The 999-nt window shown below is 66.6% G+C and carries 1 protein-coding gene; it reads left to right on the forward strand.

The window, feature by feature from the left end:
• Nucleotides 1-87: 87 nt before the first annotated feature.
• A partial coding sequence (locus tag AC5Y4D_RS27295; RefSeq protein ID WP_500038772.1) for an IS256 family transposase occupies nt 88-999 on the forward strand: 912 nt, incomplete at its 3' end.

Genomic DNA, 999 nt, shown 5'->3' on the forward strand with positions numbered 1-999 from the left:
GGTCGCGTCCTAAAGCCGGTGTAAAAGGGGCCGGGCGTAGGTTCTGCTTCGAGACCGCCAAGTCATCGAAGGAAAGGACCTACGCCCGTGCCTGCACGAGTATCGCCGACCGATCGTGTTCGCGCCAAGATCGACGAGTTGTTCGCCTCGGATCGTGAGTTGCCCGAGATCCTGGAGGAGGTGGCACGGCTGGGTGCGCAGTTGCTGATGCAGGCCGCGTTGGAGGCCGAGATTACCGAGTTCTTGGGCCGTGAGCGCTACCAACGCAGCGCCACCGCAGCAGACGCGCAGCCCGGTGCGCGTAACGGTTATCGGGCTGCGACGGTCAAGACCACTGCCGGTCCGATCACCCTGGAGCGGCCCAAGCTGCGCGGCACGACCGCCGCGTTCGCCTCACGGCTGTTCGGCAAGCACGTCACCAAGACCAACGCGCTGGAATCGCTGGTGATCGCTTCGTTCGTGCGCGGGCTGTCGGTGCGCGATGTCGAAGCCACCCTCGCCGATGCGCTGGGTGATCAGGCCGCGATCTCGAAATCGACTGTCTCCCAGATATGTCAAGCCATCAAGACCGAGTACGACACCTGGGCGCGGCGCCCGCTCGGCGATGTGGTGCTCGATTACCTGTTCCTGGATGCCTCCTTCTTCCGGATGCATCCCGGCTCACCAGCCGAGCCGATCCTGGCCGCGTGGGGCATCACCACCGCCGGCAAGCCCATCTTCGTGGGCCTGGCCCCCGGAGTGGTGGAGTCCACCGACGCCTGGGCGGGTTTCCTGACCGATCTCACCGAGCGGGGGCTGGGGTGTCCGCTGCTGGTCGTCTCCGACGGCGCGGCCGGCCTGATCGCGGCGATCGAGCAGATCTTCCCGACCGCGCTGCGTCAACGCTGCCTGATTCACCGAGTCCGCAACGTGCTGGCCAAGATTCCCGCCGGGATGCAGGCCGAGATCCGCGACGGCTACTGGGCCTGCTTCGACACCGCCGAGGCCACCACCGAGGCC

Source organism: Mycobacterium sp. NGS67 (assembly GCF_059812185.1).